Annotated in this window: 23 protein-coding genes; 16 read left to right on the forward strand and 7 right to left on the reverse strand. The window is 71.2% G+C overall.

The window, feature by feature from the left end; genetic code table 11:
• Positions 1-334 precede the first annotated feature (334 nt).
• From ACIP94_RS24020 to ACIP94_RS24030, 3 genes are all read left to right on the forward strand, one after another.
• Complete coding sequence (locus ACIP94_RS24020; protein ID WP_402429688.1) at positions 335-1063, forward strand: DUF4232 domain-containing protein; 729 nt, start codon at positions 335-337, stop codon at positions 1061-1063.
• 190 nt (positions 1064-1253) lie between these two features.
• A complete protein-coding gene (locus ACIP94_RS24025; protein WP_402429137.1) occupies positions 1254-2507 on the forward strand; it encodes a hypothetical protein in 1254 nt (417 codons plus the stop codon).
• 110 nt (positions 2508-2617) lie between these two features.
• Complete coding sequence (locus ACIP94_RS24030) at positions 2618-3409, forward strand: SDR family NAD(P)-dependent oxidoreductase (protein WP_402429140.1); 792 nt, start codon at positions 2618-2620, stop codon at positions 3407-3409.
• 16 nt (positions 3410-3425) lie between these two features.
• On the opposite strand, the gene ACIP94_RS24035 is transcribed toward ACIP94_RS24030, so the two are convergent.
• From ACIP94_RS24035 to ACIP94_RS24045, 3 genes are all read right to left on the reverse strand, one after another.
• Positions 3426-5438 carry an ArnT family glycosyltransferase gene (locus tag ACIP94_RS24035; protein ID WP_402429143.1) on the reverse strand — a complete coding sequence of 671 codons (2013 nt, stop codon included), beginning with the start codon at positions 5436-5438 and terminating at the stop codon, positions 3426-3428.
• A 229-nt stretch (positions 5439-5667) separates the two neighbouring features.
• Complete coding sequence (locus ACIP94_RS24040; protein WP_402429146.1) at positions 5668-6339, reverse strand: 1,4-alpha-glucan branching protein; 672 nt, start codon at positions 6337-6339, stop codon at positions 5668-5670.
• Positions 6340-6432: 93 nt separating this feature from the next.
• Positions 6433-6657 (reverse strand): hypothetical protein, encoded by a 225-nt coding sequence (locus tag ACIP94_RS24045; RefSeq protein ID WP_402429149.1) that lies wholly within the window; start codon positions 6655-6657, stop codon positions 6433-6435.
• A 331-nt stretch (positions 6658-6988) separates the two neighbouring features.
• On the opposite strand from ACIP94_RS24045, the gene ACIP94_RS24050 reads away from it, so the two are divergent.
• The 9 genes from ACIP94_RS24050 to ACIP94_RS24090 all read left to right on the forward strand — a co-directional run bounded on the left by ACIP94_RS24050 (position 6989) and on the right by ACIP94_RS24090 (position 19032).
• On the forward strand, positions 6989-9889 hold the full coding sequence (locus ACIP94_RS24050) for a CDP-glycerol glycerophosphotransferase family protein (protein WP_402429152.1): 2901 nt from the start codon (positions 6989-6991) through the stop codon (positions 9887-9889).
• Positions 9886-11019: a glycosyltransferase gene (locus ACIP94_RS24055; RefSeq protein ID WP_402429154.1), complete on the forward strand. Its 1134-nt coding sequence runs from the start codon at positions 9886-9888 to the stop codon at positions 11017-11019. Before ACIP94_RS24050 ends, ACIP94_RS24055 begins: the two co-directional genes overlap by 4 nt.
• Before the next feature lie 231 nt (positions 11020-11250).
• A complete protein-coding gene (locus ACIP94_RS24060) occupies positions 11251-12567 on the forward strand; it encodes an ABC transporter substrate-binding protein (RefSeq protein ID WP_402429157.1) in 1317 nt (438 codons plus the stop codon).
• Positions 12568-12581: 14 nt separating this feature from the next.
• Positions 12582-13577, forward strand: a complete 996-nt coding sequence (locus ACIP94_RS24065) for a carbohydrate ABC transporter permease (protein WP_402429160.1) — start codon at positions 12582-12584, stop codon at positions 13575-13577.
• 7 nt (positions 13578-13584) lie between these two features.
• On the forward strand, positions 13585-14424 hold the full coding sequence (locus ACIP94_RS24070) for a carbohydrate ABC transporter permease (protein ID WP_402429691.1): 840 nt from the start codon (positions 13585-13587) through the stop codon (positions 14422-14424).
• Positions 14425-14453: 29 nt separating this feature from the next.
• Entirely contained in the window at positions 14454-15818 is a 1365-nt protein-coding gene (locus ACIP94_RS24075) for a GH1 family beta-glucosidase (protein ID WP_402429163.1), read from the forward strand.
• A gap of 283 nt (positions 15819-16101) precedes the next feature.
• Positions 16102-16779: a response regulator transcription factor gene (locus ACIP94_RS24080; protein ID WP_402429166.1), complete on the forward strand. Its 678-nt coding sequence runs from the start codon at positions 16102-16104 to the stop codon at positions 16777-16779.
• A gap of 4 nt (positions 16780-16783) precedes the next feature.
• Positions 16784-18163 (forward strand): sensor histidine kinase, encoded by a 1380-nt coding sequence (locus ACIP94_RS24085; RefSeq protein WP_402429169.1) that lies wholly within the window; start codon positions 16784-16786, stop codon positions 18161-18163.
• Positions 18164-18336: 173 nt separating this feature from the next.
• Positions 18337-19032, forward strand: coding sequence for a L,D-transpeptidase (locus ACIP94_RS24090; protein WP_402429172.1), 696 nt, complete (start codon positions 18337-18339; stop codon positions 19030-19032).
• 25 nt (positions 19033-19057) lie between these two features.
• Here ACIP94_RS24090 and ACIP94_RS24095 read toward each other — a convergent pair whose 3' ends face one another.
• Complete coding sequence (locus ACIP94_RS24095) at positions 19058-20260, reverse strand: Gfo/Idh/MocA family protein (RefSeq protein ID WP_402429175.1); 1203 nt, start codon at positions 20258-20260, stop codon at positions 19058-19060.
• Between the two features lie 184 nt (positions 20261-20444).
• Between ACIP94_RS24095 and ACIP94_RS24100 the strand changes: the two genes are divergently transcribed.
• Positions 20445-21605, forward strand: a complete 1161-nt coding sequence (locus ACIP94_RS24100; RefSeq protein WP_402429178.1) for an ROK family protein — start codon at positions 20445-20447, stop codon at positions 21603-21605.
• 93 nt (positions 21606-21698) lie between these two features.
• The gene (locus tag ACIP94_RS24105) at positions 21699-21887 is read left to right on the forward strand and encodes a hypothetical protein (protein ID WP_402429181.1); all 189 of its coding nucleotides are present in this window, start codon (positions 21699-21701) and stop codon (positions 21885-21887) included.
• Positions 21888-22034: 147 nt separating this feature from the next.
• Here the strand turns inward: ACIP94_RS24105 and ACIP94_RS24110 are convergent, their stop codons facing one another.
• Together ACIP94_RS24110 and ACIP94_RS24115 are read right to left on the reverse strand one after the other, a co-directional pair.
• A complete protein-coding gene (locus ACIP94_RS24110; protein WP_402429183.1) occupies positions 22035-23423 on the reverse strand; it encodes a S1 family peptidase in 1389 nt (462 codons plus the stop codon).
• A 114-nt stretch (positions 23424-23537) separates the two neighbouring features.
• A complete protein-coding gene (locus ACIP94_RS24115; protein WP_402429186.1) occupies positions 23538-24527 on the reverse strand; it encodes a DUF3800 domain-containing protein in 990 nt (329 codons plus the stop codon).
• Positions 24528-24751: 224 nt separating this feature from the next.
• Between ACIP94_RS24115 and ACIP94_RS24120 the strand changes: the two genes are divergently transcribed.
• The gene (locus ACIP94_RS24120) at positions 24752-25393 is read left to right on the forward strand and encodes an HAD family acid phosphatase (RefSeq protein WP_402429189.1); all 642 of its coding nucleotides are present in this window, start codon (positions 24752-24754) and stop codon (positions 25391-25393) included.
• Positions 25394-25474: 81 nt separating this feature from the next.
• On the forward strand, positions 25475-25879 hold the full coding sequence (locus ACIP94_RS24125; protein ID WP_402429192.1) for a PPOX class F420-dependent oxidoreductase: 405 nt from the start codon (positions 25475-25477) through the stop codon (positions 25877-25879).
• Here the strand turns inward: ACIP94_RS24125 and ACIP94_RS24130 are convergent.
• On the reverse strand, positions 25857-26204 hold the full coding sequence (locus ACIP94_RS24130) for a VOC family protein (RefSeq protein WP_402429195.1): 348 nt from the start codon (positions 26202-26204) through the stop codon (positions 25857-25859). The two genes, ACIP94_RS24125 and ACIP94_RS24130, sit on opposite strands and share 23 nt — an antisense overlap.
• Between the last annotated feature and the right edge of the window lie 44 nt (positions 26205-26248).

Below are 26248 nucleotides of genomic sequence, written 5' to 3' on the forward strand. Positions count from 1 at the left end.
CGCGGCGGAGCACGGGTCGGTCACCACGCGGCGGAGCACGGGTCGGTCACCACGCGGCGGAGCACGGGTCGGTCACCACGCGGCGGAGCACGGGTCGGTCACCACGCGGCGGAGCACGGGTCAGCCACCACGCGGCACAGCACGGGTCAGCCACCACGCGGCACAGCACGGTCAGCCATCACACGACACGGCACATGTCAGCCAACTCACAGCAGCGCATCCGGCCGATACGCGCGAACCTTTCCCCGTGAGCGCGCATCGGACAGAAAAGACGGGGCATACGGCACCCTCCGTACACGCCCCTCCCAGGCGGAGAGTTTCGAGGAGCATGGACATGGTGACCTTCCGGCGCGGCACGACCGGTCCGGACCGCGACAGCGCGGCCCCCTTCCTGACGGCGCGACGCGTGGCGTCGGCGCTGGGCGCGGTCGCCGCGCTGAGCCTGCTCACCGCCTGCGGCGGCGAGCACGGCACGTCCAGCACCCCGCAGAAACTGCCCGGGACGGCCCAGCCGGCCTCCGGCGACCACACCACCGACAGCACGGCGTCGAAGGACACGAGCGGCGGCACCACGGCCGCCTCCACCGGATCGAGCGGCTCCGGTTCCACCTCCTCGGCGGCCTCGACCGGCAGCGGCGCCACGGGCAGCCGCTGCCACACCTCGGAACTGCGCGCGTCCGTCGGCGCCAACAACCCGGGGGCGGGGCAGGAGAACTTCCCGCTCGTGCTGACCAACCGCTCGGGGCGGACCTGCACGATCGACGGCTACCCGGGCGCCGCCTTCGTCGACGCCTCCGGCAAGCAGCTGGGCCCCGACCCCAAGCGCCGCTCCGGCAGCCCCGCCAGGATCACGCTCGCGCCGGGCCGCAGTGCCTGGGCGGGCCTGTCCTTCTCCAACCCCGGGGTGAGCGGCGCCAAGTCGGCCACGCCCGCGGCGGTCCTCATCACCCCGCCGGACGAGCGGGACTCCCTGAAGGTGGTGTGGTCGGGCGGCGCGGTGCCCGTGTCCGGCAACTCCTCCACCGTCTACCTGACGGTCTTCCAGGCCGGCACCGGCGTCTGACCCCCCTTTCCCGGCCCCGCTGTCCGTCGGTCGGACAGCGGGGCCGGTCATGGGACCGTCGCGTTTGTCACAGAGCGGCAACACGTGCCGAGCACCCCGATCTTTCCGTCGTCCCCGCCCATCGAACCCGTTCGACCGACACCACACGGTGGCTCCGAACGGGGCCGGGACGAGGAAACCGGGGACGAACATGAACGGCATCTCACGCAGGCGTCTGCTGACCGCGGGAGCGACGGCGGGGGCCCTGGGCGCGCTGTCCGCCTGCTCGGGCGGCCTGGGCGGCCTGGGGACCGGCGACGAGGGCCCCTCGCACGCCTCGGGCACGGCACAGGCCCGTCCCCTGAAGCTCATCGGCGACGGTTCCACGGCCGACACCGGCGCCCAGCCGCACCAGCCCAAGGCCGAGCGGCTGAAGCCCGGCGCGCGGCCGCCGCAGTTCGTCGTGTTCTCCTGGGACGGCGCGGGTGAACTCAGCAACAAGCTGTTCTCCCGCTTCCGTAGCATCGCGGCCGACCACGGCGCGTCCATGACCTTCTTCCTCAGCGGCATCTACGCGCTGCCCGAGTCCAAGAAGCACCTCTACCGTCCGCCGCAGCACCCGGTCGGGGCCTCCGCGATCGGCTACCTCGCCGACCGGCACGTCCACGCCACGCTCCAGCAGGTGCGCGCCGCGTGGCTGGAGGGCCATGAGATAGGCACGCACTTCAACGGTCACTTCTGCGGCGCCGACGGGGTGCGCAACTGGTCGTCCGCCGAGTGGAAGAGCGAGATCGACCAGGCCGTCCGCTTCGTCACCGAGTGGAAGACCAACACCGGTTTCACCGACCTGGACCCGCTGCCCTTCGACTATCGCAAGGAACTGATCGGCGGCCGCACCCCCTGCCTGGAGGGCCAGACCGCCCTGCTGCCCACCGCGGCCGCACTCGGCTGGAAGTACGACGCCAGCTCGCCCGGCGGCCTGCAGATGTGGCCCGGCAAGGTGCAGGGCGGCCGGATCTGGGACTTCCCCCTGCAGTCCATCCCGTTCTCCGGACACTCCTTCCAGGTGCTGTCGATGGACTACAACATGATGTTCAACCAGTCCGCCGGCAACCCCCTGGGCGACCGCTCCCAGTACGGTGCCTGGCGCGCCCAGGCCCGCGACACCTACCTGGCCGGCTTCCGGCGCGCCTACGAGACCAACCGTGCCCCCTTCTTCATCGGCAACCACTTCGAGCGCTGGAACGGCGGCATCTACATGGACGCCGTCGAGGAGGCGATCGGGCGGATCGCCGCCTACGACGAGGTGCGCGTGGTGTCGTTCCGGCAGCTGGTGGAGTGGCTGGAGGCCCAGGACCCGGCGGTCCTCAGGAAGCTGCGCACCCTGGCGCCGGGGCAGTCGCCGGTCGGCGGCTGGGAGGAGTTCCTCGGCACCCCGGCGTCCTCGGCGGCCACCGGGAACTGACCGGGGACGCCGGTGGTGGGGGAGTGGCCGGGACCGGGCCGCCGGTGCGGTGGCGGAGACCGGCGAACGGACCATCGGCGCCCGGCCCTTGGCGCTGTAGCGTCGGTGGCATGGATCACACGAGGCGGTTCGAGGGGTATGGAGTCCTGATCACGGGCGCGGCGCGCGGCATCGGCGCCGCCACGGCCCGCCGGCTCGCCCAGGAGGGCGCCCGCGTCCTCGTCACCGACGCGGACGGGGAGGAGGCCGAGAGGACCGCGGCGGCGCTCCGGGATGGGGGCGCCCGGGCCGAGGCGTTCCGCTGCGACGTCGCCGACCGCGCCGGTGTGGAGGCGGCCGTCGCCCGCGCCGTGGACGCCTTCGGGACACTGGACGTCCTGGTCAACAACGCCTACGGCTGCAGCCCCGACGCCCCGCTGTTCGAGGACGAGCCGGACGAGGTGTGGGCACGCGATCTGGACCTCACCCTGACGGGGGCGTACCGGTGCAGCCGCGCGGCGCTCCCGCACCTCGTGGCCTCCCGCCACGGCGCCATCGTCAACATCGGCTCCGTCAACGGCATCCAGGACTTCGGCAACCACGCCTACAGCGCGGCGAAGGCCGGCCTGATGTCCCTCACCCGTACCCTCGCCGGCCACGCGGCCCCCCGAGGCGTCCGCGTCAACCTGGTCGCCCCGGGCACGGTCCGGACCACCGCGTGGGAGGGCCGCGAGACCGGCCTCGCCGCGGCGGGCGAGCTGTACCCGCTGGGGCGGGTCGGCGAGCCGGAGGACATCGCGGCGGCCGTCGCCTTCCTGGCCTCCCGCGACGCCGCGTGGATCACGGGCACGACGCTGTGTGTCGACGGCGGCCTGCTGGCGGTGAACACAGGATTCCGCAAGGCCGTACGGCCGCGCCCGTGACCCACGCCGGGAGCTGTCACCCCTGTCGCGGTGACGGCCCGGCGTCGCAGCGGTACAGCAGCGGCAGATGGGCGCCCGAGCCGTAGGCCGACGACGGTATCTTCGCGCAGTGCGTGGTGACCCAGTGCGTGAGGGCGGCGGCCTCGGGCGAGGGGGCGGTCAGGTGCCGGCCGGCGGCCTTGTGCGGGTGGCGCAGGGCGACGTAGCGCAGTTCGCCGGAGTCGACCAGACGCTGCAGCCCCCGCGGGGTGGGGTAGGGCACCTGCCCGGTGAACCCGCCCATCGGAAGCATGGATGCGTTCGCGTCGAGTATGTAGGCCGAGGCGTCGCTCCAGCTGGGCACCGCCGCAAGGTACTTCGCGCCGCCCCGGTGCGCCTCGAGGTAGGCCAGGAACCGCTCACGGGCCGGCGTCAGCCGGGACGGGCCGCCACCCCCGGGGCGGCTGCCGGGCCCGACGCGGGCCATGCCGCCGGCCTGGTTGTAGCGCGGGGACAGCGCCGAGGCGGACCACACGGTCGGTATGAGCAGGACCGCGGCCAGTGCGGCGGCGAGCCCGGCCACGGCGATCCGCGGCCGCCGGCCGAGGCGCGTCCTGCGGAGAGCGAGCAGCCCGAGGGCCACCACACACAGGACGACCGCGGCGGGGCCCTGCCACCCGAGGAAGTGCGGGTAGCACAGCGTCAGCACCGCACACCACACCACGTTGACGGCGGTCACCACGGGCAGCACCCAGGCACGTCGGCCGCCGCCCTGCCAGGCCCGCCAGGCCCGGACTGCTCCCGCGCCGCTCAGCGCCGACAGGGCCACGGCGACCACGCCCATGTAGTACGTGTGACCGGTGACGCTGCCGAAGCTGAACGCGGCGAAGAAGGTCGCCAGCCACACTCCCCACAGCAGGTAGCCGGTGAATTCCCGGTCGGTGCGGCCGGGGCGGCGGCGCCACACCACCGCGAGCCCCCAGGCGAGGCCGAGCGCGGCCAGCGGGTAGAGCCACCCCGTCTGCGTCGCCAGCCCCGGACTGAACATCTTCAGCACGCTGTTGCCCATGCCGGGGCCCGCCCCCGCCGCGTGGTGCGCGCCCTGGCCGGAGTCGACGCTGCCGGTGCCGGCCGCGTCGACTCCGACCGCGTGGAACCGGCTCAGGAAGTTGTAGCCCACGACCATGCTGTAGGCGGAGTTGTCCGTCGTCCCGTCGATGTACGGGCGGGACTGCGCGGGCACCACCGTCGCGACCGCCATCCAGGACACCGACACGGCCACGCTCACCATGCCGGCCAGGGCGACATGCCCGGCCCTGCGCCGCCAGGTCGTGGGCGCGGCCACCAGATAGGTGACGGCCAGGGCCGGCAGCACCGCCCACGCCTCCAGCATCTTGCACTGGAACGCCACCCCCACCCAGACCCCGGCGAGCACCAGGGTGCGCAGCCGCGCCCGCTCGACGGCCCGCCAGGTGGCCTCGGCGGCCAGAAGCAGCAGCAGGACGAACGGCGCGTCCTCCACGATCGACCGGCCGAGCCCCACCGTCACGGGGGTGAGGGTCAGGAACGCCGCGGCCAGCAGTCCCGCCGCCACACCGGCCCAGCGGCGCACCAGCAGGTGGAGCAGCAGCACACAGGCCACGCCCTCGACCGCCTGGGGCAGCACCAGCGCCCACGGGTGGAAGCCGAAGAGCATCGCCGACAGGGCCTGAGGCCACAGGAAGCCGGGCAGCTTGTCGAGGGTTATGGAGTTGCCCGGGTCGAACGAGCCGAAGAAGAAGGCGGTCGGGCTGTCGGTCATGCTGCGCACGGCGCTGGCGTAGAACACGTGGTAGACGCTGCGGTCGATGCCCCAGGTGTCGAGCACGGCCGCGAGCGCCAGGAGGGTCCCCAGGATCGGGACCTCGTACCGTGGCCGGGGAGTTTTCGATCCCCACCGGGGAAGCCGCGCCCCGTCGTGGGGTCGGGCCGTGACGGGCGTGGCCGCCGTGCCCGCGGTGGGGGGCTCGGCGGCGGGCACTGTGGTCGGCTCGGAATGGGGGCTGAGCATGGGTGGGCCTTTCCAGGACTCCCGCGGAACTCTTCACCGTCGCGTCGGCCGGGTCCCGTATCGCGTGTGACCGGGCCGACGACCACGAAGACGGAGCCGTGCGGGCGTCCCGTTGCCCGGCCTTCACAGGACCTCGGTAAGAACCCACTCACCCGGGTCCTACCCGGACGGCTCGCGGGCCGGGCCGTGCCCGCCCGTGGAGGTCACGCCCGGTGGCCCGACCGCGACCTCAGGACCCGCTGTCGAACAGCGCCGCGAACACGGCGCGGGGTTCGCCGTGGGCGGAGGATCGCCAGCCCGCCGTGACTTGTCCCGCCGCGTCGGCGGGTCCGGCGCCGCCCGGCTCCAGGACGCGTATGACCCGGATGGCCAGGCGCCGGGCGGACGGGGACCCGGTGGTGTCCAGGGTCAGACGGGTGTCGTGGGGGCCGCTGGTGACGGTCGTCGAGACGACCCCGGTGGCGAGGGCGGAGCCGTCGAAGCGGACGGTGACCGACGGGTCGGGGGTGTGGCTGGCGCTCTGGGACTGGGGTTCGGCATGCCCCTGGAGCAGCGCCAGCAACTGGCCGACCAGCACCGGGTCGTGCGTCCCGTCGTAGATCCACCGTCGCCCCAGCACGCCGTGCTCGGACGTCCCTATGAGCCCCTGGTCGGCTCCGTGAAGGGGCGCGGCCCGGTAACTGAGGGGCACATGGTACGACACGGGCCGGTCGCCGGACTCGTCGGTGGTCACCATGAACTCGATCCCCACCTCGCCCTCGGGGTCGTCCAGCCGGAACCCGCCGGTCCTCGACAGCACCGGCTCGTCGCCCGAGCCGCGATACCAGGGCTGGGAGGGCAGCCAGGACGTCAGGAGTTCCAGCTTCGTGGGCACCATGGTGGTGTGGTGGATGATCGCCATACCCGGTGAACGCCTCCTGCCCGGCGGTCGGTTCCCGCTCCGGCCGCCGTACGCCGCCCCAGGCGGCAAACCGCCCGAACGGGTGAGTCTTCGTCATCCGCCGGACCGGGGCTTGACCGCGGTGACCCGCCCCCGGGACGAGAGCAGGCCGTAGAGGGCGAGTTGGGCCCCGGGGACCGGAGCCGAGGTCGGCCCGCCGGAGCCGGGCGCCACTCCGCCGTAGCCGAGTCTCACTCCGCCGTAGCCGGGCCTCACTCCGCCGGAGCCGAGTCTCACTCCGCCGTAGCCGGGCCCCACTCCGCCGTAGCCGAGTCTCACTCCGCCGGAGCCGGGCCCCACTCCGCCGGACAGGTGAGGAAGTTGGCCCGCCCGCCCCGGTGGACACACATCCGTGCCGGACACGCCGCCGCCACACGCCCGGCGGACGGCGGTCACGGGCCTCACGGCGGGCCGTCACGTAGCGTGGGGAGGGCGCAGGGGCACCGGCCCCCGCCGCCATCAGTCGCGCGCCGCGCCCCTGCGATCCGCGGGGGCGCGGACCCAGTGCCGGACCCGGGTCCACCCTGTCCGCGGGACGACTCCGCGGGGCGCCGCCCAGCCACGGCGGTGACGGTTCGGCCGCCCGGAGAGCCGCAATCCGAGACGAGAGGTGGCCGTGTCGATCGATACACCCGAGTCGGGCGGGGCGGACCCGGACATCAGCGTCGTCGTCATCGTCTACAACGACGCCGCGCGCCTGACCACCGCCGTACGCTCCGTGCTCGGCCAGACGCTGCGCCAGGTGGACGTGGTCATCGTCGACGACTGCTCCACCGACGAGTCGTACGAGGTGGCGCGGTCACTCGCCGCCGCCCATCCCGGCCGGGTACGGGCAGTGCGGCTGCCCGAGAACAGCGGCGGCTGCGGGGAGCCCCGCAACCAGGGCCTGGCCGTGGCACGCGGGCGCTATGTCATGTTTCTGGACAGCGACGACACCCTCGAACGCAACGCCTGCCGCAATCTGCTGGAGGCGGCCGAGCGCACCGGCGCCGACGTGGTCTCGGGACTCTGCCTCCGGGTGTATACCGACAGCAGGCACGGCAAGCGGGTGCCCTGGTACCCCTGGCTCTACCGGTCCACGCGCACCGTCGACTCCATCGCCGAACTGCCCGACCTCTTCGTCTTCGACACCCTCTCCACGAACAAGTGCTACCGGCGGGACTTCCTCGTCGAGAACGGGCTCGCGTTCCCGCACGGCATCCACTACGAGGACCTGCTGTTCACGGCGCAGGCGTACCTCGCGGCCGGGCGGATCACCCTGATCCCCCACACGGTCTACCACTGGAGCGTGGTGCAGAAGTCCACGGCCAAGTCGATCAGCAACCGGCGTCACGAGATCAACAACTTCGCCGACCGGCTGGAGATCCACCGCCGTATCGACGCCGTGCTGCACCGGCGCGGCCTCGACGAGCTGAAACTGCACAAGGACATCAAGTTCCTCAAGCACGACCTCGTCCTCTACCTGCGAGACCTCCCCTTCCTCGACGACGACTACCGCCACCGCTTCGCGGAACTGGCCCGCGGCTACCTCCAGGACTTCCCGCAGGCGGCCTACGCCCGGCTGGACCCGGTGCACGCCATCTGCGCCTTTCTGCTGACGCGGGAGGACTGGGACAACCTGATGCCGGCCATCGACACCCTGATCAACCGCAGCAAGATCTCCGTGCCGCTCGCCGAGCGCGACGGCCGCGTCTACTGGTGCGACCGGTACCTCGACGACCCCGGAGTCCGCGAGATCATGGACGTCACCGGCCTCGGCCACCACGGACGGCCGCTGGAGCGGATGTTCCTGCGCAATCTGCTGACCGGGTACGCCGTCCGCGGCGATCTGCTGCTGCTCGAAGGCGCGGTGGTCAACCCGCTCCGCACCGTCCCCGCGGACGCCCGTCTCACCGCCGAGCTGGAGTTCCGGGCCCGTCGTCGCAGTCTCCAGACGTTCCGCTTCCCGGTGCGGACGGTCCGTCACGAGGGCGACACCCTCGTCTGGCAGGCCTCCCTCCCGCTGTCCGCCCGGTTCCGGCCGCTGGGCGTCATCGACGAGGTGTGGGACGTCCGGCTGCATCTGCGGGCCGACGGCAGACGCACCACCAGCCGGATCACCGCCGGGAGCGTCGATCTCGAGAGCGCCGCCCCCGTCCCCGTACGACCCCGCCTCACCCGGCTCACGGCCGACCGGCTCGAACCACAGGTCTCCGCCAAGGGACATCTGGCCTTCCGGCTCGTCCAGCACGGCGCGGCGGCCCGGCGCGGCCGCACCCTGGTGGACCGCAATCTGCACGGCCCCGCCGCCCGGACTCTCAAGGGCGCCTACCGCACGCTGCGCGCCGTCAGGCGGGACCTGGCCTCCGGCACGCGCAAGGTCCAGATCTACCACCGCATGCTGCGGCTCCTCCCGGTCCGCCGGGGCACCGTCGTCTTCGAGAGCCACCTCGGCAAGCAGTACAGCGACAGCCCGCGGGCCCTCTACGAGGAGCTGCGCCGCCGCAGACTGCCCGTCACCGCCATCTGGTCCTACGAGGGGGAGCGGCCCGTGGGGTTCCCCGAGGACGCCGAACTGGTCCGCCGGTGGTCCTGGCGCTATCTCAGGGCGCTGGCCCAGGCCGAGTTCTGGATCGACAACCAGGGCTTCCCCCTCAGGCTGGCCAAACGCCCGGAGACCACGTACATCCAGACATGGCACGGCTCGGCCCTGAAGAAGATGGGTTTTGACGAGCCCAACCACCGGGTGATGTCCGAGCAGGAACAGCGCACCTACCAGGAGGCTCTGGACCGTTTCGACCACTTCGTGGTCCGCAGCGAGCACGATGTGCGCACCCTCGCCCGTGCCTACCGCATCCCCGAAGGGAAGCTGCTGCGCAGCGGCTATCCGCGCAACGACGTCCTGGTACGGGCCGCCCGCGACCCCCGGGCGCCCGACCCCGCCGCCCGCCGGCTCGCCGAACGCCTCGGCATCGGCCGGGAGCGCCGCCTGGTGCTGTACGCGCCCACGTTCCGGGCCCGTCCCGGCGGCGGCGTCCAGGACTTCGAACTCCCCTTCGATGTGGAGCGCTTCGCCGACCGCTTCGGGGACCGGTACACGCTTCTGGTCCGTTCCCACTACCTGAACCGGGTCACCCTCCCCCCTTCGGTGGCGGGCCGCGTGATCGATGTGACGGACGAGGCGGACATCACCCCGCTCCTGCTGCTGGCCGACGCCCTCATCACGGACTACTCCTCGGTGATGTTCGACTATGCCCTGCTGCGCCGGCCGCTCGTCTTCTACGCCTACGACTGGGAGGACTACTCCCGGGACATGCGCGGCACCTATTTCGACCTGTTCGAGGAGGCCCCGGGTCCGGTCGCCCGCACGGAGGAAGAACTCCTCGCCGCGGTGGACGGCCTGCCGGCCATGGCGGCCCAGTACGAGGCCCGGCTGAAGGAGTTCGTGGACAAGTACGGCGAGTACGACCGCGGGGACGCGGCGGCTCGCATCGTGGACCGCTTCTTCGGAGCGACGGGAGAGGCCCGATGAGACAGCGTGAGATCTTCTTCGTCGCCAACGAGGTCAACGAACTCGGCGGCGTGGGCCGCTGGCAGGCCCAGATGGCCCGGCTGTTCGCGGAGCGGGGCCACCGCGTCCGGATCATCGGTATCGCCCCGCCCGAGGTGCCGATGGACCTCGGCACACATCCGCCGTTCGAGACGCTGACCCTGTACGACCGCCGGCCGCCGACGCGCCGCGAGCCGCGGATCCCGCTCGGCCGTATCACCCAGGCCGCCCGACCGGGCGAAGGGACCAGGCGGGCCGCCGCCGAGCGCCTGTCGGGCGCGTTCCGCGCCGCGGGCCCCGGCGCCGTGATCATCGTGACCCAGGTGTGGGCGATGGAGTGGGTGGCGCTCGCGGACACCGCCGGGCATCCGGTCATCGGCATGAGTCATGAGTCCTTCGAGGCGTCCCGGCGCTCCTCACGCTTCGAGCGCGTACGGCGGTACTACCAGGACGTGGACCGGCTGCTGGTGCTCACCCAGGAGGACGCCGATCTCTGGGTGGGGCAGGGCCTCAACAATGTGGGTTTTCTGCCGAACCCGCTGCCGGTGCTGCCGGCGGCCCCCTCGCCGCGCACGGAGAAGGCGGTGGTGAGCATCGGGCGGCTCAGCCATGCGAAGGGTGTCGACCTGCTGCTCGACGTGTGGGCCGAGGCGGCGCCCCGGCAGCCGGGCTGGCTCCTGCGCATTCACGGTGCGGGCGAGTACGAGCCCGCGCTGAGACGGCAGTGCACGGAACTCGGCCTGGACGACTCGGTGGAGTGGGCGGGACAGACCGACGATGTGACCGGGGCGCTCGGACGGTCGTCCGTGCTCGTGCAGTCCTCCCGGGGCGAGGGCTTTCCGCTGGTCCTTCTGGAGGCGATGGCCTGCGGCGTGCCGTGTGCCGCGTTCGACTGCTCCCCGGGGGTGCGCGAGATCATCCGGGACGGCGAGGACGGCCTGCTGGCCCGGCACGGCAACACCTCCGAACTCGCGCGTCATCTGGTACGGCTGATGTCCGACGAGCACCTGCGCGACACGATGGGGGAGCGGGCACGGGAGAACGTGCGGCGCTTTGCCCCGGAGGTCATCGTCCGCCGGTGGGAGCAGCTCTTCGATTTCTTGGAGCGGTGAGGACCGCCCTTGGGGAGCGGTGAGGGTCGGCGCCCCGGCGGAGTCCGGGGTGCGCGCCCGAGAGAGTTGCGATCGGTGTCCCCCGGTGGTGTGAAAGCCCTTGACGCATCTCCCTCTTGAGGTTTAACTCACGTCCTAAATTAAGCCATGAGGAGCTTCGGGAGTCGAACGCACATCGCTGCCGGAGCCCTCCCCGGCGTTCTCCACTCCCGGAAAGGGACACCAGGAGCCATGCGCAGCATCCGAGCCGCGGCCGTAGGCGCCGTCACCATGTCACTCGCCCTTGCCGCCTCGGCCTGCGGAGGCGGTTCGTCGACGGGCGGCGGGTCCGACGACTCGCCGAAGACGCTCACGTACTGGGCATCGAACCAGGGCGCCAGCATCGAGGTCGACAAGAAGGTCCTCCAGCCGGAACTCGACAAGTTCGAGAAGCAGACCGGCATCAAGGTGAAACTGGAGGTCGTCCCCTGGTCCGACCTGCTGAACCGGATCCTCACCGCGACCACCTCCGGCCAGGGCCCCGACGTGCTGAACATCGGCAACACCTGGAGCGCCTCCCTCCAGGCGACCGGCGCGCTGCTGCCATGGGACGCCAAGAACTTCGACAAGATCGGGGGCAAGGACCGCTTCGTCGACTCCGCGCTCGGCTCCACCGGTGTCCAGGGCAAGGACCCGGCCGCCGTGCCGCTCTACTCGATGGCCTACGCGCTCTATTACAACAAGAAGATTTTCGCCGACGCGGGGATCTCCCAGCCGCCCGCCACCTGGGACGAGCTGGTCGCCGACGGCAGGAAGATCCAGCAGAAGGGCAAGCAGGTCCTCGGCGCCGAGGGCTCCAACGTCTCGGAGAACATCCACCACGTCTTCGTCTTCGGCAAGCAGCACGGCGCCGACTTCTTCACCCCCGACGGCAAGGCCGACTTCACCAACGACGGTGTCGTCGCCGCGGTCAAGCAGTACGTCGACCTGATGGCCAAGGACAAGGTCATCCCGGCCGGCAACGCCGAGTACGCGCAGAACCAGTCCGTGAGCGACTTCGCCAAAGGCAAGACGGCGATGCTGCTGTGGCAGTCCGCGTCCGCCAACCTGAAGTCGCAGGGCATGAGCGAGGACCAGTACGGCATCGCGCCGGTGCCCGTGCAGTCCGGCACCCCCGGAGCGGGCACCCAGGTCGACTCCATGGTCGCCGGCATCAACCTGGCCGTCTTCAAGAACACCCACAACCTCGACGGCGCCACGAAGTTCGTGAAGTTCATGACCAGCGACGAGGAGCAGAAGATCCTCAACAAGGCGTACAGCTCCATCCCGCCGGTCAGCGCCGCCCAGTCCGACCCCGCCTTCACCGCCCCGGCGAACGCCGTCCTTAAGGACACCCTCGCCAAGAGCGCCGCCGCGCTGCCGCAGGTCGCGGACGAGTCCCAGTTCGAGACCACGGTCGGCACCGCCGTCAAGGAGCTGTTCGCCGATGCCGCGGCCGGCCGCGCGGTCACCACCGAGTCGGTGAAGGCGAAGCTGGAGAAGGCCCAGCAGCAGATGCCGGCGAAGTGAGCACGGACACCGTCATGACGACCACTGTCACCGCAGCGGCCGACGGACGGACCGTGCCCGAGAACTCCCCCGGTGCGGCGCGCGGCCCGCGCCGCACCGGGCGGATCCAGCGCATCGGACTGCCGTATCTGCTGCTCCTGCCCGCCCTGCTCCTCGAACTCCTGGTCCATCTGGTGCCGATGGTGATCGGCATCGTGATGAGCTTCAAGGAACTCACCCAGTTCTACATCCGCGACTGGGGCACCGCCCCCTGGTCCGGCCTCGACAACTACCGCGTATCGGTGGACTTCGACGCCCCGGTCGGCAACGCGCTGCTCCACTCCTTCCTCGTCACGGTCGGCTTCACCCTGCTGTCGGTCGCGCTGTGCTGGCTGATCGGCACGGCTGCCGCCGTCTTCATGCAGGACACCTTCCGCGGCCGGGGCCTGCTGCGCGCGCTGTTCCTGGTGCCGTACGCGCTGCCCGTCTACGCGGCCGTCATCACCTGGGTGTTCATGTTCCAGCACGACAACGGCCTGGTGAACCATGTGCTGCACGACCAGCTGCACCTCACCGACAAGCCCTCCTTCTGGCTGATCGGCGACAACAGCTTCATCGCCCTGCTCACCGTGTCGGTGTGGAAGGGCTGGCCGTTCGCCTTCCTCATCGTCATGGCCGGACTGCAGAACATCCCACGCGAGCTGTACGAGGCGGCCGCGCTCGACGGCGCCGGCCTGTGGCAGCAGATCCGCCGGATCACCCTGCCGTCGCTGCGACCCGTCAACCAGGTGCTGATCCTGGTGCTGTTCCTGTGGACGTTCAACGACTTCAACACACCGTACGTGCTGTTCGGCAAGGCGGCCCCGCAGGCCGCGGACCTCATCTCGGTCCACATCTACCAGGCGTCGTTCGTCACCTGGAACTTCGGCACCGGTTCCGCGATGTCGGTGCTGCTGCTGCTCTTCCTGCTGGTGGTGACGGGCGGGTATCTCGCACTCACCTCGCGCGGACGGAGGGCCGCCGATGTCTAGGTCCCCGATGGCCCCGCCGCGCTCCTTCCTGTGGTCCCGGCGCGTCTTCCTGACCCTGCTCACCGGCTTCGTACTGGTACCGGTCTATGTCATGGTCTCCAGCTCCCTGAAGCCGCTCGCGGATGTCTCGGGACAGTTCCGCTGGCTGCCCAGCGGACTGACGATCCGCCCCTACATCGACATCTGGTCGACGGTCCCGCTCGCGCGGTACTTCATGAACTCGCTCATCGTGGCGGGCGCGGCGACCGTCTGCTCGGTGGTGATCGCGATCTTCGCCGCCTACGCGGTGAGCCGCTACGACTTCCGCGGCAAGCGAGTGTTCACGGTCACCGTGCTGTCCACACAGATGTTCCCCGGCATCCTCTTCCTGCTCCCGCTGTTCCTGCTCTACGTCAACATCGGCAACGCCACCGGAATCGCGCTGTTCGGATCCCGCGGCGGACTGATCCTGACGTATCTCACGTTCTCGCTGCCGTTCTCGATCTGGATGCTCATCGGGTACTTCGACTCGGTGCCACGGGATCTGGACGAGGCGGCGCTGGTGGACGGCTGCGGACCACTCGGCGCGCTGGTCAGGGTCGTGGTGCCGGCGGCCGTACCCGGCATCGTCGCGGTCGCCGTCTACGCCTTCATGACCGCATGGGGCGAGGTGCTCTTCGCCTCCGTGATGACCAACGACACCACCCGCACCCTCGCTGTCGGGCTCCAGGGCTACTCCACGCTCAACGACGTGTACTGGAACCAGATCATGGCCGCCTCGCTGGTCGTCAGCGTTCCCGTCGTCGCGGGCTTCCTGCTGTTGCAGCGCTATCTCGTCACCGGGCTCACCGCCGGAGCCGTGAAGTGACCAACGCCCCTATCCTTGAGAGGACTTCTGTGTCCGAACGTATCGACCTCGCCGCGCTCCCCCAGGACTTCCTGTGGGGTACGGCGACATCGGCGTACCAGATCGAGGGCGCCGTCGACGAGGACGGCCGCTCGCCGTCGATCTGGGACACCTTCTCCCACACCCCGGGAAGGATCGACAACAACGACCACGGCGACGTCGCCTGCGACCACTACCACCGCTGGCGCGAGGACATCGGGCTGATGAAGCAGCTCGGCACCAACGCCTATCGGCTGTCCATCGCCTGGCCCCGGGTGATCCCGGGCGGCGACGGGCCGGTGAATCCCAGGGGCCTCGCGTTCTACGACGCGCTGGTCGACGGTCTGCTGGAGGCGGGCATCACCCCGTCGGTCACCCTCTACCACTGGGACCTTCCGCAGGTGCTCCAGGACCGCGGCGGCTGGCCCGCACGGGACACGGCCGAGCACTTCGCCGCGTACGCGTCCGTCGTCGCCGAACGTCTCGGCGACCGTGTCACCCACTGGGCCACGCTCAACGAACCCTCGTGCTCGGCCTGGATCGGCCATCTCGAGGGGAAGATGGCTCCCGGGGCCACCGACCTGACCGCCGCGGTCCGCGCCTCCTACCATCTGCTGCTCGGTCACGGCCTCGCCGTCCAGGCCCTCCGCGCCGCCGCCCCACAGGCCGAGATCGGCATCGTCAACAACCTCTCGACCGTCTTCGCGGCGAGCGAGCGCCCCGAGGACGAGGCGGCGGCCCGCCGCCACGACGGCCATGTCAACCGCTGGTGGCTGGACCCGGTCCACGGCCGGGGCTTCCCGGCCGACATGCGGGAGGTCTACGGCGTCGAACTCCCCGAGCGCCCCGGAGACATGGAGACGATCGCCGCGCCACTGGACTGGCTCGGCCTGAACTACTACTTCCCGGCCACCGTCGCCGACGACCCGGTCGGCCCCGCCCCCCGCGCCCGTGCCGTACGCCGCCTGGGCGTCCCGCGCACCGGAATGGACTGGGAGATCGACGCGAGCGGCATCGAGACACTGCTGCTGCGCCTCACCCACGACTACGGCGCCCGCCGCCTGTACGTCACCGAGAACGGCTCCGCCTTCCCCGACGTCGTACGCCCCGACGGCACCGTGGACGACCCCGAGCGCCAGGACTATCTGGTGCGGCACCTGGCCGCCTGTGCCTCGGCGGCGCGCAAGGGTGCCCCGCTCGCCGGATACTTCGCCTGGTCGCTGCTCGACAACTTCGAGTGGGCCTACGGCTACGACAAGCGCTTCGGCCTCGTCCACGTGGACTACCGCACCCAGATCCGCACCATCAAGGGCAGCGGACACCGGTACGCGGAGATCGTCCGCGCCCATCGCGGGCGAGCGCGCAGGGCCGCCTGAGAGAAGGTCTCCTGCGGTGGGTGCGGCTCCGGGGGGCCGGCACCCACCGCGGGCCGCCTGTATGCCGTGCGCGCTGTATGGCCAGAGCGTGACGGGAGCCGGATCGCCGCCGGGGGAGTGCAGGCGGAGGTGGACCGGCTGCGCGTCGAGCGGAAGGGCACCGCACGCGAGCGGCGGGGGACGCCAGTGCCGGACCGGCCCGGCGGCGGCCCCGCACGGCCGCCGCCGGGTGCTCGACGCGCAGCCGCGGCCATCCCTTCGTAGGGTGGAGACGAGGTCGGCGATGCGAGTGCTGGTGATCGAGGACGAACGAGGACTCGCCGCGGCGATCGCCCAAGGGCTCGCCGAGGAGGGCTTCGTCGCCGATGCCGTGTACGACGGCGTGGACGGCCTCTGGCGGGCCGTGCACGAGCCGTACGACGCGATCGTGCTGGACATCATGCTGCCCGGCCTGTCCGGGTACGAGGTCCTCAAGCGGGTGCGCGCGGCCCGTGTGTGGACCCCCGTGCTCATCCTCACCGCCAAGGACGGCGAGTACGACGAGGCCGACGCCCTCGACCTCGGCGCGGACGACTACCTGAGCAAGCCGTTCTCCTATGTCGTGCTGGTCGCCCATCTGCGGGCGCTGCTGCGCCGCGGCGCCCCCGCCCGGCCCGCGGTGCTCGTGGCCGGCGACCTGGCCCTGGATCCCGCGCGGCGGCGCTGCCATCGCTCGGGCCGGGAGATCTCGCTCACGGCACGGGAGTTCACCCTCCTCGAATTCCTGCTCCGGCACCCGGACGAGGTGGTCAGCAAGACCGACATCCTCGACCATGTGTGGGAGGAGAACTTCGACGGCGACACCAATGTGGTCGAGGTCTACATCGGCTATCTGCGCCGCAAGATCGACGCTCCGTTCGGCCGCCGGACGATCGAGACCGTCCGCGGGGCAGGGTACCGGCTGCACGGCACCGGGAGATGAACCCGTGCGTGTCCCCGTCCCCCGGTGGTGGGCCCGCCGCTCCCTGCGTCTCAGGCTGACCGCCGCGGCGGCCCTGATGATCGCGGCGGCCCTCGTCGGCGCGGCATCCCTGCTGGTCGTCTGGCTGCGCACCAGCCTGATCAGCGGACTCGACCAGACCGCCTTCCAGCAGGCCCAGGTCATCGCCGCGAACCAGGAGGACGGCGGGCTGCCCCGCACGCTGCCGCTCCCCGGCAACGGGGACACCGCCGTCCAGGTCGTCGACCACGCGGGCGGTATACGGTCCAGCTCGGCGAATCTGGCGGGCGACCCCCCGCTGTTCCACTTCGCCCCCACGGCCTCGGAGACCCCCAACGACGTCCACATCGTGCACGGCCTGCCCCTCACCGGGGCCGAGACCTGGCGCGCGGTGGGCCTCTCCGCAGGCACCGACCGCGATCCGCTGACCGTGTACGTGGCCGTCCCCACCGCGGCCGTGGACCGCAACCTGGCCGTCCTCACCGCCGGGCTGGCCATCGGCGTGCCTCCGGCCGTCGCCCTGCTCACCGGCGTCGTCTGGCTGCTGACCGGCCGGGCGCTGCGGCCCGTCGACGCCCTGCGCGGCCAGACCGCCGAGATCACCGCCTGCGACCTCGGCCGTCGCCTGGACGTACCGCCGGCCGACGACGCTCTCGGCCGGCTGGCCCGCACCCTCAACGACCTGCTGGCCCGGCTCGACGTCGCCACCCAGCACCAGCGGCAGTTCGTCGCGGACGCCGCGCACGAGCTGCGCAGCCCCCTGAGCAGCCTGCACACCCAGCTGGAAGTGGCGGTACGGCACCCCGGCTCGGCGGCCTGGGAGACGCGCGGCCCCGCCCTGATCGAGGAGAGCGAGCGGCTGTCCCGGCTCGTCGACGACCTGCTGCGACTGGCCCGTCTCGACGCCCGGCCCCAACTGCGCAAACGTCCCGTCGACCTGGACGAGATCGTCTTCCAGGAGGTCTGCCACGCCCGGATGCACACGCGTGTGCCCATCGACCGGCACGCCGTCAGCGCGGCCCGTGTCTACGGCGACGGGGACGCCCTCGCGCGCGTCGTGCGCAATCTCCTGGACAACTCCATCCGGTACGCCGTCGACCGGATCGACGTCAGTCTGCGCGTCCGTGACGGCATCGCCTGCCTGGTCGTCTCGGACGACGGACCGGGTATCCCGGTGGCCGACCGCAGCCGCGTCTTCGACCGCTTCACGCGCCTCGACGGGGCCCGCGCCCGGGGCACCGGAGGCAGCGGGCTCGGCCTCGCGATCGTGCACGACATCGTCGCCGCCCACCACGGCCGCGTCGACATCGAGGACAACGCGCCCGGCGCCCGCATCGTGGTGCGGGTGCCGGCCACCGACCTGTGACGCGTCAGGGGGCTGAGTTTCGGCGATCGCCTACCATGGACGGTCGGCGTGCGCCGGGGGCCGATCGGGCGACTTCACCGTTTCGTCACAGAGTGGCCGTTCACACAACCGGCACCTCCGCGCGCCGGTCTGGTTGACAGAGGCCGCAGGACACGCGAAAGGGGAGGCCGGTCATGAGGGAGATAGGCAGACGGGGAGCCGTGGCGCTCGGCATCACCGGACTTGTGGCGCCGCTCGCGCTGGCGCTCGGCACGGCGCCCGCGCAGGCGGTGAGCTGTACCACACAGACCGGCCCGTATCAGAAGCAGGTCGAGAGGTTCCTCGGACGGCCGGTCGACGGCACGCAGTCCTCCACCGACTGCAAGGCGATCCAGGCCTTCCAGAACAAGCACGGCATCACCCCCGCCATCGGCTACGCCGGCCCCGTGACCTGGGGCGCGATGGACCTGATGAACAAGCAGAGGGCCGTCGGAAACAAGCCCGGCAAGGACGGGAAGTGCCCCGTCAACAAGGGCCGCATCGCCTGTGTCAACCTCACGCTCCAGCTCAGCTGGATCCAGGACGGCAGCCGTCTGGTCTACGGCCCGGTGCCGGTCCGTACGGGCCGCAACGGCTATGAGACCCGCACCGGTCTGAAGAAGATCTACTGGCGCGACATCGCCCATGTGTCGAGCGTCTACCACGTGCCCATGCCCTACAGCCAGTTCTTCGACGGCGGGCAGGCCTTCCACTCGGTGGGCCTCAGCATGTGGAACCCGCCGGGATCGCACGGCTGCGTCAACATGACCACGACCGACGCCAAGAGGTACTGGTCGCTGCTGAGGACCGGCGACGACGTGTTCGTCTACGGCCGCAAGCCGGGCACCTGAGGCACCCGGCCGCGGCAGGGGCCCCTCACGCCTCGGGCGCGTCGCCGAAGTCGGGTATCTCCAGCCGGACACCGTCCCTGAGCGCCGACGCGTGCGCGATGATCCCGGGCAGGGTGTAGCGGGCCGCCACCCAGGCGTTCACGGACGGCAGGGTGCGGGTGTTGACCGCGGTCACGAAGTCGTCGACCAGGAAGTGGTGGCTTCCCTCGTGGCCGTTGTGCAGATGGTCGAAGGCCCGGGGCAGCCGCGACCGGTCGTGCACGGGGGCGGAACCGGAGGTGAACGCGGCCCGCAGCTCCGGCGCGATGTGCTGGAGCGACGGGTCGTCAGGCGCCATGGTCGGCTTGGGCTCCAGCAGCTCCGTGATGTCCTGGACCCCGTGCTTGTCCTGCCACAGGGCCACGGTGGCGAGCTGTTCCATGCTCGCCTCGGTGCCGAAGAACCGGAAACGCGACTCCCGAATGTGCGAGGGATAGCCGACCCGGCGGAACTCGTTCGTACGGAAGGAGCCGCCGCCCGCCACCTCGAACAGCGCGGTCGCGTTGGAGAAGTCGTTGTCGAACTGGCTGATCCGCTTGTCGAAGACCCCGTCCCCGCGCTCGTCCCGCACGCCGATCGCGGACACGCTCACCGCATGGGTGTCCCAGGCGCCGAGCACACCGCCCACCGAGTGGGTCGGGTAGAGCAGCGGAGGGTAGCTGGCGGTCGCCTTCCACATCTCGCCGCCGCTGTAGCGATAGGCGTCGTAGAAGCCGAGGTCCATGTCGTGGACATAGTCGCCCTCGGCGTAGAAGAGCCGTCCGAAGGCACCCTCGGCGATCCGGTTGCGCGCGTGCACCGTCGCCGGGTTGTACTGGCTGGTCTCACCCATCATGTAGGTCAGCCCGGTGGCCTTCACCGCGTCGATGATGGCCGCGATCTCCTCCTCGGTGATCGCCATGGGGACGGCGGAGTACACGTGCTTGCCGGCGTTCAGGCCCTGGAGCACCAGGGGGCCGTGCGTCCAGCGCTGAGTGAAGATCGCGACCGCGTCGATGTCCTCCGACTCCAGCATGGCCTCGTACGACGGGAAGGTTCCGGCCAGCCCCTGGGCGGCGACCAGCCGCTCGGCCCGTTCGGGCAGCAGGTCGGTGACGTGGACGTCGCCGACGCCGGGGTGGGCCTGGAACAGGGTGGCGAACTGGCCGGAGAACTGGCCGGCGCCGACGATGCCAAGCGAGAACGTCATGAAACGGGCCCTTCCCTGGGGATGTCCTGCATGGGGGGCTGCACTCTGTTCGGAAGACTTACTTTTGTTGCGGAACAATCCCGTCGTCAAGACGCGTGCGGATGTCTCCTGGTCCGCCCATCCGCAGCGTAGAGTGCGGCCATTGGTTCCAGGACAAAACGAAACCGGTGGGAGCCCGCATCCCATGACCACACATGCCGCCAGCTGGCTGCCGCTGAGCTCCGGCGAGCGCGCCGTGGCGATCGAGGTGCTCGTCCACGGCCCTCTGTCGCGTGCGGAACTGTCCCGCCGGCTGAATCTGTCGGCCGGCAGCCTCACCCGGCTGACCAAGCCGCTGATCGAGTCCGGGCTGCTGGTGGAGGTGCCCGAAGGGGGCGCCGCGACGCAGACACGCCAGGGGCGCCCCTCCCAGCCCCTCGACGTCGTCGCCGACTCCCGTGCCTTCGTCGGCTTCAAAATCACCGAGGAGAGGGTCTACGGCGTCGTCACCACGCTCCGCAGCGAGGTCACCGCCAGGCTCGACCGGCCGCTCAGCAGCCGTGATCCCGAGGAGGCCGCGGACCTCCTGGCCGAGATGACCGCCGCCCTCGCGGCCGTCGCCCCAAGGCTCGCGGGCATCGGCATCGGCGTGGGCGGCCGGGTGCGGGACCGGGCGGTGGTCGGTGAGTCGCCCTTCCTGCTGTGGCGCGACATCCCGCTCGCCGCCCTGGTGGAGCGGCGCACCGGGCTGCCGGTGGTCGTCGAGAACGATGTCGCGGCCCTTGTCGAGGCCGAGACCTGGTTCGGAGCCGGCAGGGGTCTCGACCGCTTCGCCGTCCTCACCATCGGCGCGGGCATCGGCTATGGCCTGGTCCTCGGCGGCAAGCGGGTGCCGTACACCGAGGAGGACCGCGGGTTCGGGCACCATTGGATCATCGACCGCTACGGCCCGCTCACCCCCACCGGGGAACGCGGCAGCGCGGTCTCGCTGCTGACCATCCCCAGCATCCGCTCCCAGATCCGGGGCGCCACCGGCCGTGACCTTGCCTACGAGGAGATCCTCGGCCTCGCCGTCGCGGGCGAGCCCATGTGCTCGCGTGTCATCGAGGAGGCGGCGCGTGCCCTGGGTACGCTGGTCGCCCAGATCGCCAACTTCGCGATGCCCCAGAAGATCCTGCTGGCGGGGGAGGGGGTCGGCCTGATGGACGTGGCCGGAACGACGGTCGGGGAGACCATCCGCGCCCACCGCCATCCGCTGGCCGCTCCGGTCGGCCTGGAGACCAAGGTCTCGGACTTCCACGACTGGGCCCGGGGAGCGGCGGTCCTGGCGATCCAGGTGCTGGTGCTCGGTACCGCCGAGGGCTGACGGGGCGGGGGCCCGACGGCAAGTGATCAGCTTCACGGTCCGGAATGCCGGAAGACGCCTGATTACTCACAACGCCTTCACGCCCGGCCTCGTATGCTTCACGCCATGTCCACCACTCCCGAACCCGTAGCGGACCGTTCCGCCGACGAGGTCAACGAGGAGATCCGGGCCCTGTGGTTCCGGAGCGGCGGGACGCTCACGATGGAGGAGCGGCGGGTGTACCAGCGGCTTGTCATGGAATGGGCGGCGGCTTCCTCCCCGCCCTCCACGAAAGCGGCGTGACCGCCCGGCCCGCTCGTGAGTCCGGCCGTCCGGCGCCGACCTGCTCGGCACCTCCGACACCGTCCCTCTTCCCCCGACCGGGACCCGCGGCCGGGCCGATCGATTCCGGCCCGTCGACCCGGCCGACCGGCGCCGGTGCCGGTGCCGTCAGCCCCAGGTGCCGGAGTAGGCCCGGCGATAGGCGTTGCGGTCCTGTTCCGCGCGGATGTACCGCGTGGCCACCAGGGCGATGAGACTGCCCGCGATGACCAGCAGGCCGGGCCCGATGTTCCGCGGGTCTGTCAGCCGGGACAGCAGCCCGTCGGCGCTGTCGGTGGCCCCCATCTGCTGGACCGCGCCGGGTGCCGCGGACCCCGGCGCCGCCGACCCCGGTGCGATGGCCGCGCCCTGGGCGGCCGAGGCGGACGGAGCGGGTGCCGCGGACGTGCCCGACTGCGACTGCCCGGTCAGCTGGACTCCGAGCGCCGTCATGGCGTCCGTCAGCGGCTGGAAGAACGTCGTACCGCCCGTCTGGCAGTCCCCGCTGCCGCCCGACGTCACCCCGAGCGCGATGCCCTCGGAGAACAGCGGGCCGCCGCTGTCGCCCGGTTCCGCGCAGACCGTGGTCTGGATGAGGCCGGTGACGGTGCCCTCCGGGTAGTTCACCGTCGCGCCCAGGGCGGTGACCTCGCCGTCGTGCAGACCGCTGGTGCTGCCGCTGCGGAAGACCTTCTCCCCGACGACCGGGTCCCCGGCCGCCGTGATGCGCACCCCGCGCCCGCCGCCGATCGCCACGACGTTGTCGCCGGGGGTCTGCTGGCCGTTCTCGTACCGGATGAGCGAGAAGTCGCCGCCGCCGGGGAACTCCGAGGTGACCGTCCGGCCCAGTTGTGTCTGGCCCGTGTTGTCCGAGAACCAGAGCGTGCCGCCGGGCCCGCAGTGGCCCGCCGTGAGGATGAACTCGGTCTGCCCCTTCGTCACGTTGTAGCCCGCCGAACAGCGGCCGCCGGTGGAGAAGACGGGCTGGGCGCCGTTCACCCGGGTGGTGAACCTGCCCTGGGTGCGCTGCATGCGCACGAAGTCCCCCATGCCGCCCGCGAGTCGCTTCATCCGCGACCAGTCGGAGGCGGAGACGCTGCTGTCCGCCTCCACCACCACCTGGTTGGTGCGGTAGTCCACGGCCCAGGCCGTGCCCGCCACCTTCGGAGCGGAACTCAGCGTGTGCGTGGCCGACTTGAGCTGGTCCATGCTGTGACGCACCACCTTGGGCCGCGCCCCGGCCGCCTTCACCTCGGCGGCCGCGGCGCTGTCGGTGACGGCGACGACGGAGGTGCCGTCGTCGGCGATCCAACTGCCCGCGGTGCGCGAGGTGCCGAGCCGTGACACGAGTGTGGTCCCCGTCCGGGAGGCGCTCTGCGCGGGGGTGCCGCCGGGAGTCTGCGCGCCGGACGGTTCGCTCGCCAGGGCCTGGGTGACCATCAGGCCTCCCAGGAGCAGCCCGCCGAGGGCCGCTGCGCGTGTCCCCCGCCGGACGATCCGTCGTCGTGCATGCCTCATCCATGGCTCCGAAACCCGAACGGCACGGCGTCACCACCGCCGGGCACTCCGGTCGTCGAGCGCCCTCCCTCCATACGTGCGTCGGCGCCACCATGTTCACCCACACACCCAGGGTCACGCGCCTGGTGTGGTCGAGGGCTTGCGCAGGAGCGCGCCGCTGCGTTCGTCGCCCCATACGGAGTCCCCGCCCACATACGGCCGCAGCAGCGCGGTGAGCGCCGGGTCTCCCCGTGCGTTCAGTTCGTCCGAGGCGAGCTTCCGTGCGATTCCGGCGAGGAAGTCGGCCAGTTGCACCCGTGCGTCATGCCGCGAGTCGACCAGCCGGAAACCGACGATTCCGGTCGCCTCCGTGAGCCAGGCGATGCGCTGGGCGGTGAGCACGTTCTGCTCGTCGTGCACGAGTGAGACGGGGTGCCCGTCACCGCCCCAGTACGCCGCCGTCCGTACGATCGCAGGCACCAGGGGGTTGAGCACGGGCACGACCGCCGGGCTCGAGGTGAGCCGGTCCCGGTGGGCCAGGGCGCGTTCACGGGAGCGCCCCAGCACCGCGAGGATCTCGCCCGCCTCGTCATGGGGGCGCGTGCGGCGCAGGGCGTCGACCGCGCGGAAGAAGGCCTCGACGGGGGCGCCGGGCTCCCCGTCGCTCTTCGCGCGGACCAGATCGTTGGACGCGCCCAGGAAGTGTCGCCACCGCTCGTGCCCGAACCGGTCGCCACCGCCCCGGAAGAGGCGAAGCGCCGGCGCCGGATCGCCGAGCAGCAGATCCACCATCCGTTCGACGACGAAGAACGACTTCTCCACGAGCAGCACATGGGCGTGCCCGTACAAAGGCCCGGAAGTGCCGAGCAGCCACTCGAGCACCGACCGGTGCTTCTCCCGGAGCAGATGGGCCGCCTTGTACTCCTCCGCGGGTGAACGGATCCGGTCACGGATCTCCTGGACGTGAGCGGCGGCCGAGGGGAGGGGCAGATGGACACTGGCGTGCGCGAAGACATCGGTGTTGCCGCTGGTGAGATTCTCGCCGTCCGAGCCGGACTCGTCGCATGCCACCTCACGCGGCGGCAGGGCCGCCTCCTTGCCGGCGCCGCTCTCGTCCCAGGTCACTGTCTCGCCCCCTGCCTGTGCCCAGGAGGATCTTCCCGCACTCGGGCCCCGGCCAACCGCCTTCGCTCACGGACAGGCCGAGACCTACTCGCGAGTAACTGTCTACCTACAGGTAACTTTTCCGTGGTCTGGCGTCCATCCTTGGACGTGAACATGTCCAACGCGGCGATGGTCGGATGACCCTCGCCGCATTGACATGCAGGGACACGAAGGAAGGGACGGGCATGACAGGACGGGGTGTGGGGCGCCGGATCGGCGCAGTCTCGGCGGTCGTGGCGCTGGGCATCGGCGGCACGGTCACGGCAGCGCAGACCGCGGTCGCGGCTCCGGCCGAGACCACCGCGAGCGTGGCCACCGCACAGGCCTCGGGGGTCGACTACGCCACCTGGCAGGCGGATGTGAAGGCGGTCATCGACCAGGCGATGCCGTACGTCGCACAGCGCACCGCGAACGCGACCGGGCAGAAGCTCGCGATCGTCTTCGACATCGACAACACCACGCTGGAGACCGACTTCCACCCCTGGTACCAGCTGCCCACCCCGGCGCTCCAGCCCTCCCTTCAGCTGGCCAGGTACGCGAAGTCCCGTGGCGTGTCCGTCTTCTTCGTCACCGCGCGCCCCGGCATCATCGAGGCCGAGACCAAGTGGAACCTGAAGACCGTGGGCTACCCGGTCGACGGCCTGTACGTGCGGGATCTGCCGGACCTCTTCGACGAGGTCAGCGCCTACAAGACCAGCAAGCGCGCGGAGATCGAGTCCCGGGGTTACACGATCATCGCGAACGTCGGCAACAACACCTCCGACCTGGTCGGCGGCCACGCCGAGCGCACCTTCAAGCTGCCCGACTACAACGGCCAGTTGTCCTGACGCGCCTATCCGCGCGATCGGGCGCCGGCACGGGCGTACGTCCGTACCGGCGCCCCCTGCGCCGACGCCTAGACTGCGCCCATGGACGCAACCTCGCTGGACCGGCTCGGCACGGGCACGTACCTGTTGATCACCAGCTACCGCAAGAACGGCACCGCGGTCGCCACGCCGGTGTGGGTGGTGCGGGACGGCGACGCGCTGGGTGTCTGGACGGCCGCGGACTCCTGGAAGGTGAAGCGGATCCGGGCCCGCTCCGACGTCCTCATCGGCCCCTGCGATCTGCGCGGCAACCCGACCGGCGACCAGGTCCCCGCCACCGCCGAGATCTGCGACCGGGCCACCACCGCCCGCTACCGGGGACTGATCGCCCGCAAGTACGGCATCCTCGGCCGCCTCACCCTCCTGGGCAGCAGACTGCGCCGGGGTGAAGAGGGCACGGTCGGCATCCGGCTGACCCCACAGATCACCGGTGGCTCAGCACATTGACCACCCGCCCGTCGGGATCCCGTACGAAGAAGCGGCGCACACCCCACTCCTCGTCCTGCAAGGGGTGCACGATCTCCGCACCGCCGGCCCGCACGACCGCGTACACCGCGTCCACATCGTCCACCTCGACGCTCACGTCGGGTGAGACCGGCGCCGTCCTGTCCTTGGTCATCAGACCGACCTGAGCACCCGGACTGGCCGGCGAGGCGAGCGTCACGATCCACCCGTGGTCCATGACCTCCTCGAGGCCCAGCCGGCCGTAGAACTCACTGCTCTCCCGCAACGACCGCGGCCGAAAGTTCGGCACGACTCGGCGAACGGACATGGATGACTCCTGGGGTCGTGGGATAGCGGGACCGGGCGCGCCCC

This window comes from Streptomyces sp. NPDC093261 (assembly GCF_044753645.1).
Taxonomy (GTDB): Bacteria; Actinomycetota; Actinomycetes; order Streptomycetales; family Streptomycetaceae; genus Streptomyces.